Here is a 6,074-nt window from a genome sequence, read left to right as displayed (position 1 = left end):
CCATCACCCCAGGTCAGCGACCTGCGACCCGAGAAGTCACGAGGGTGTGTCCGAAGTCAGGCGGCGGCGTCGAGACAGCGGTTTGGCGACGGATCGATGGATCCTCTCGACTGCCTCGCTGAATACCTTTCCCCCTACAGTCCCCCTCGCGCCCGATTTGGAATCAAAACAGAGCACTATAGAAATGAAAGAAACCGCAGGATGACCTGCGGTTTCTCTGGTGGAGCCTACGAGACTCGAACTCGCAACCCCCTGCTTGCAAAGCAGGTGCGCTACCAATTGCGCCAAGGCCCCCACCCCAGCCGTACGACGGCCGGGCGGTGTGTCAGTTCTTCGGAAGCGTGTCGGTGGCCTCGGCCCACAGGGCCTGCTCGGCCTTGCTCTCCTGGAGCTTCTTGCCGGCGATGACGACGCCTGCGGCGGCCAGGACGGCGAGGAGGATCTTCTTCACTGTGCACTCTCCCTTCGACGGGATGGTCCCGTCATTCGAAAGAAGCCCCGGTCCGCGGGATGCGCGGCCGGGGCTTTTCCGTGGGCCTAAGAGGACTTGAACCTCTGACCCCCACATTATCAGTGTGGTGCTCTAACCGTCTGAGCTATAGGCCCGGGTGGCTAGCCGCTCTGGGTGGAAGCCCCTCGGCAGCAAGCCGAGGACAGACACTACCGGAGGCGGTGAGCCGGGGACAAAACGGGGCGGGTGGTCAGTTGCCGTCCTCGGCGAGGGTGATCTCGACGCCGCCGAGGAGGGCGGCCGACATGTTGTAGAGGAAGGCCGTGAGGGTGGCGGCGGCGGTGATGAGGACGACGTCGATGGCGGCCACGAGCATGGTGAAGCCGAGGACGCGGCTGGTGCCGAGGTAGTCCTCGATGCGGAAGGACTGGACGTCCTTGCCGCCGATGCCCTCCTGGATCGTGGAGTTGATCGAGTCCCAGACGCCGGCGGCGCCGAGGACCTGCCAGACCATCGCGACGGCGACCACGGTGACGACCGCGAAGGCGATGGAGAGCAGGAAGGACGTCTTCATCACCGACCAGGGGTCGACCCGGGTGAGGCGGAGCCGGGCCCGGCGGGGCGCCCGGCCGCGGGCGGCGGCCGGGGCGTCGGTGGCGCCGGGGACCGGGGGCGGGCCGCTGGGGGCCGGGTGGGTCGGGGACGGTGCGCCCGCCGGGCGGCCGCCATCGGCCGTCGGTCGGATCACGGTGTCCTCGACGCGCTCGGTCATCAGCTCTCACTCTCTCCGGACTCGTCCACGGACGTCCCGGTCTCGCCCGTGCCCGGGTCGTCCGATTCAACGATTGTGGCATCCGAACCCTGAACCGGCGATTCCGTCGCCTCGGCACCCGGCTCGGCACCCGGCTCGGTGGCGCCCTCGGCGCCCTCCTCCTCGTCGGCGTCCTTGGCCTCGACGGAGCGGGCCACGACGGCGACGGCGTCGCCCTTCTTGGGGCTGACGAACTTCACGCCCTGGGTGGAGCGGCCGGTCGGGCGGAAGTCGTCGTTGATGGGGCTGCGGACGACCTGGCCGGACTGGGTGATGGAGAGGATCTCGTCGCCGTCGACGACGATGAAGGCGCCGACCAGGACGCCGCGGTCCTCGTTGGCCAGGGCCATCGCCTTGATGCCGATGCCGCCGCGCGACTGGAGGCGGTACTCGGAGATGCGGGTGCGCTTGGCGAAGCCGCCGTCGGTGATGGTGAAGACGTACTGGACGTCGGCGTCGGACTCCTCGTGCGCGACGTCGGCCGCGCGGATGACCGACATCGAGAGCAGGGCGTCGCCGTCGCGGAACTTCATGCCGGTGACGCCGGACGTCGCCCGGCCCATCGGGCGCAGCTGGCTGTCGTCGGCGGGGAAGCGGATCGCCTGGCCCTTGCGGGAGACGAGCAGGATGTGGTCGTCGCCGTCGACCAGCTCGGCGCCGATCAGCTCGTCGTCGTCCTCGCGGAAGTTGATCGCGATGACGCCGGCCTGGCGCGGGCTGTTGTAGTCGCCCAGGCGGGTCTTCTTGATCAGGCCGCTGCGCGTGGCGAGCACCAGGTACGGCGCCTGCTCGTAGTCGCGGATGGCGAGCACCTGGGCGATCGACTCGTCCGGCTGGAACGACAGCAGGCCGGCGACGTGGCCGCCCTTGGCGTCGCGCGAGGCCTCGGGCAGGTTGTAGACCTTGGTCCGGTAGACCCGGCCGGCCGTGGTGAAGAACAGCAGCCAGTGGTGCGAGGTGGTCGAGATGAAGTGGTCGACCACGTCGTCGCCGCGCAGCGAGGCGCCGCGGACGCCCTTGCCGCCGCGCTTCTGGGTGCGGTACTGGTCGGCGCGGGTGCGCTTGGCGTAGCCGCCGCGGGTGATCGAGACGACCTGGTCCTCGTCGGGGATCAGGTCCTCCATCGACATGTCGCCGGCCGCCGCGATGATCTGGGTACGACGGTCGTCGCCGTACTTCGCGACGATCTCGCCGAGCTCGTCGATCACGATCTGCCGCTGGCGGCTGACGTTGGCGAGGATGTCCTTGAGGTCGGCGATGACGATCTCGAGCTCGGCCAACCGGTCGATGATCTTCTGCCGCTCGAGGGCGGCCAGGCGCCGCAGCTGCATGTCGAGGATCGCGTTGGCCTGGACCTCGTCGATGTCGAGCAGCTCGATCAGGCCGCGGCGGGCGTCCTCGACCTCGGGCGAGCGCCGGATGAGGGCGATGACGTCGTCGAGCATGTCGAGCGCCTTGACCAGACCGCGCCAGATGTGGGCGTCGGCCTCGGCCTTGCGCAGCCGGAACTCGGTACGACGCCGGATGACGTCGATCTGGTGCTCGACCCAGTTGCTGATGAACTGGTCGATGGTCAGGGTCCGCGGGACGCCGTCGACGAGCGCCAGCATGTTGGCGCTGAAGTTGGTCTGCAGCTCGGTGTGCTTGAGCAGGTTGTTGAGGACGACGCGCGCCACGGCGTCGCGCTTGAGCACGACGACGATGCGCTGGCCCACGCGCGAGGACGTCTCGTTGCGGACGTCGCTGATCCCCTGGACCTTGCCGGCGTCGGCGAGCTCGGCGATCTTCACGAGCAGGTTGTCGGGGTTGACCATGTAGGGCAGGTCCGTGATCACCAGGACCGTGCGGCCCGACTTCTCCTCGTCGACCTCGATGACCGCGCGCTGGGTGATCGAGCCGCGACCGGTGCGGTAGGCCTGCTCGATGCCCTCGCGGCCCACGATCATGGCGCCGTTGGGGAAGTCGGGGCCCTTGATCCGCTCGAGCAGCGCCTCCTGGAGCTCGACCCGGGTGGCGTCGGGGTGCTCGAGGGCCCAGGTGGCGCCCTCGGCGACCTCGCGCAGGTTGTGCGGCGGGATGTTGGTCGCCATGCCGACCGCGATGCCGGCCGAGCCGTTGACGAGCAGGTTGGGGAACCGGGCCGGAAGGATGGTCGGCTCTTCGGTCTTGCCGTCGTAGTTCGGGGTCATGTCGACGGTGTCCTCGTCGATGTCCCGGACCATCTCCATGGCCAGCGGCGCCATTCGGCACTCGGTGTACCGCATCGCAGCGGCCGGGTCGTTGCCCGGAGAGCCGAAGTTGCCCTGGCCGTTGACCAGCGGGTTGCGCATCACCCACGGCTGCGCGAGGCGCACCAGGGTGTCGTAGATCGCCGAGTCGCCGTGGGGGTGGTAGTTACCCATCACGTCGCCGACGACGCGGGCGCACTTGTTGAAGCCGCGGTCGGGGCGGTAGCCGCCGTCGTACATGGCGTAGAGGACCCGGCGGTGGACCGGCTTGAGCCCGTCGCGTACGTCGGGAAGCGCGCGGCCGACGATGACGGCCATCGCGTAGTCGATGTAGGAGCGCTTCATCGACTCCTGCAGGTCGATGGGCTCGATCCGCCCGCCGCCGGCGCCGTCGCCGAGGTTGCTCTGCGTCTCAGTCACGATTGCTCTCTCTGGTGTCGTCTATCGATATCTAGGAAAGGTGTTAGAGACCTAGATATCGAGGAAGCGAACGTCCTTGGCGTTGCGCTGGATGAACGAGCGCCGCTGCTCGACGTCCTCGCCCATGAGGATCGAGAAGATCTCGTCGGCCTGGGCCGCGTCCTCGAGGTTGACCTGCAGCAGGACGCGCTGGTCGGGGTCGAGCGTGGTCTCCCACAGCTCGTCGGCGTTCATCTCGCCCAGACCCTTGTAGCGCTGGATCGGTGCTTCCTTGGGCAGCTTCTTGCCCTGCTCGAGGCCGTCGCGCATGACCGCGTCGCGCTCGGCGTCGGAGTAGACGTACTCGTGCTCGGCCGGCTTGTTCCACTTGATCCGGTAGAGCGGCGGCTGGGCGAGGTAGACGTGGCCGGCCTCGATCAGCGGACGCATGAAGCGGAACAGCAGCGTCAGCAGGAGCGTGTTGATGTGGTGGCCGTCGACATCGGCGTCGGCCATCAGCACGATCTTGTGGTAGCGCAGCTTGTCGAGGTCGAACTCCTCGTGCACGCCCGTGCCGAGCGCGGAGATGATCGCCTGGACCTCCTGGTTGGCCAGGACCTTGTCGATGCGCGCCTTCTCGACGTTGAGGATCTTTCCGCGGATCGGGAGGATCGCCTGGATCCGGTTCTCCCGGCCCATGACGGCCGAGCCGCCGGCCGAGTCACCCTCGACGATGAAGACCTCGCACTCCTCGGGGTTGCGCGAGCTGCAGTCGCGCAGCTTGCCCGGGAGACCGCCGCCGCCGAGCAGGCCCTTGCGGTTGCGGGCCAGGTCGCGCGCCTTGCGCGCGGCGATGCGCGCGGTGGCCGCGGCCTGGGCCTTGCGGATGATCTCCTTGCCCTCGTTGGGGTTCTGCTCCAACCAGGCGCCGAGCTCGTCGTTGACGGCCGACTGCACGAAGCCCTTGGCCTCGGTGTTGCCGAGCTTGGCCTTGGTCTGGCCCTCGAACTGCGGCTCGGAGATCTTGAGGCTGATGATCGCGGTGAGACCCTCGCGGATGTCGTCACCGGTCAGCCGGTCCTCCTTCTTCTTGATCAGGCCCCACTCCTCGCCCCACCGGTTGACCAGCGAGGTGAGCGCGGCGCGGAAGCCCTCTTCGTGGGTGCCGCCCTCGGGGGTGTTGATCGTGTTGGCGAAGGTGTGCACCGACTCGTTGTACGACGACGCCTGCCACTGCATGGCGATCTCGAGGCTCATCGGGTTGGCCGCGTCGTCCGCGGTCTGGTCCTCGAAGGCGATGATCGAGCTGATCGGGGTCTTGCTGCGGTTGAGGAAGTCGACGTAGTCGGCCAGGCCGCGCTCGTACTGGAAGACCTGCTCGAGCGCCTTGTGCCCGTCGACGTCGACCGCGTGGACGGCAGACGCCGCCGCCGCGACGCCGGCCGACTCGTCGACGGTGCCGTCCTCGACCGCGTCGGCGAGGTCCTCGGCCTTGGGCCGGGCGTCGCGCAGCTCGATCCGCAGGCCCTTGTTGAGGAAGGCCATCTCGCGGAACCGGGTCGAGATCGTCTCGAGGGTGTAGTCGGTGGTCTCGAAGATGTCGTCCGAGGCGAACCAGGTGACCGTCGTACCGGTGCGCTCGCCCTCCTCGAGGGGGCGCACCTGGCGCAGGTCGAAGTCGGGCACGCCGAGGGAGAAGTCCTGCTCCCAGAGGTAGCCGCGGTTCTTGATCTCCAGCCGCAGTCGGGTCGAGAGCGCGTTGACCACCGACGAGCCGACGCCGTGCAGACCGCCGGAGACCTTGTAGCCGCCGCCGCCGAACTTGCCGCCCGCGTGGAGCACGGTCAGCGCCAGCGTCGCGGCGGGCAGCTCCTGCCCGGGCGCGGTGTCGGTCGGGATGCCACGGCCGTTGTCGGCCACGCTCACCGAGCCGTCGGGGTTGAGGGTCACCTTGATCGTGTCGCAGTAGCCGGCGAGCGCCTCGTCCACCGCGTTGTCGACGATCTCCCAGATCAGGTGGTGCAGGCCCCGCTCACCGGTCGAGCCGATGTACATGCCGGGTCGCTTGCGGACCGCCTCGAGACCCTCGAGGACCTGGATGGCGGACGCGTCGTACTCCGGGGACTCCGGCTCGAGGGACTGGTCGTCAGTGGACACGCGGGACCTCTTCACTTCGATCGTTCGT

General features: G+C 68.4%; 4 protein-coding genes and 2 tRNA genes. All 6 read right to left on the bottom strand.

All coding sequences use genetic code 11. The annotated features are described in order from the left end of the window. Positions 1-218: 218 nt before the first annotated feature. Positions 219-294: transfer RNA gene (locus CCO04_RS11325), tRNA-Ala, on the bottom strand. 31 nt (positions 295-325) lie between these two features. Then, positions 326-451: a DLW-39 family protein gene (locus tag CCO04_RS29750; RefSeq protein WP_235319082.1), complete on the bottom strand. Its 126-nt coding sequence runs from the start codon at positions 449-451 to the stop codon at positions 326-328. 81 nt (positions 452-532) lie between these two features. Next, positions 533-606: transfer RNA gene (locus CCO04_RS11315), tRNA-Ile, on the bottom strand. A 95-nt stretch (positions 607-701) separates the two neighbouring features. Then, positions 702-1,223, bottom strand: coding sequence for a DUF3566 domain-containing protein (locus CCO04_RS11310; RefSeq protein WP_215814241.1), 522 nt, complete (start codon positions 1,221-1,223; stop codon positions 702-704). Then, on the bottom strand, positions 1,223-3,835 hold the full coding sequence (gene gyrA, locus CCO04_RS11305; RefSeq protein WP_252373147.1) for a DNA gyrase subunit A: 2,613 nt from the start codon (positions 3,833-3,835) through the stop codon (positions 1,223-1,225). Before gyrA ends, CCO04_RS11310 begins: the two co-directional genes overlap by 1 nt. Before the next feature lie 126 nt (positions 3,836-3,961). Then, positions 3,962-6,046, bottom strand: a complete 2,085-nt coding sequence (gene gyrB / locus CCO04_RS11300) for a DNA topoisomerase (ATP-hydrolyzing) subunit B (RefSeq protein ID WP_308281180.1) — start codon at positions 6,044-6,046, stop codon at positions 3,962-3,964. Positions 6,047-6,074 lie beyond the last annotated feature (28 nt).

The organism is Pimelobacter sp. 30-1, assembly GCF_018831735.1.
Lineage (GTDB): Bacteria > Actinomycetota > Actinomycetes > Propionibacteriales > Nocardioidaceae > Nocardioides.
This window is presented reverse-complemented; position numbering and strand designations above follow the sequence as displayed.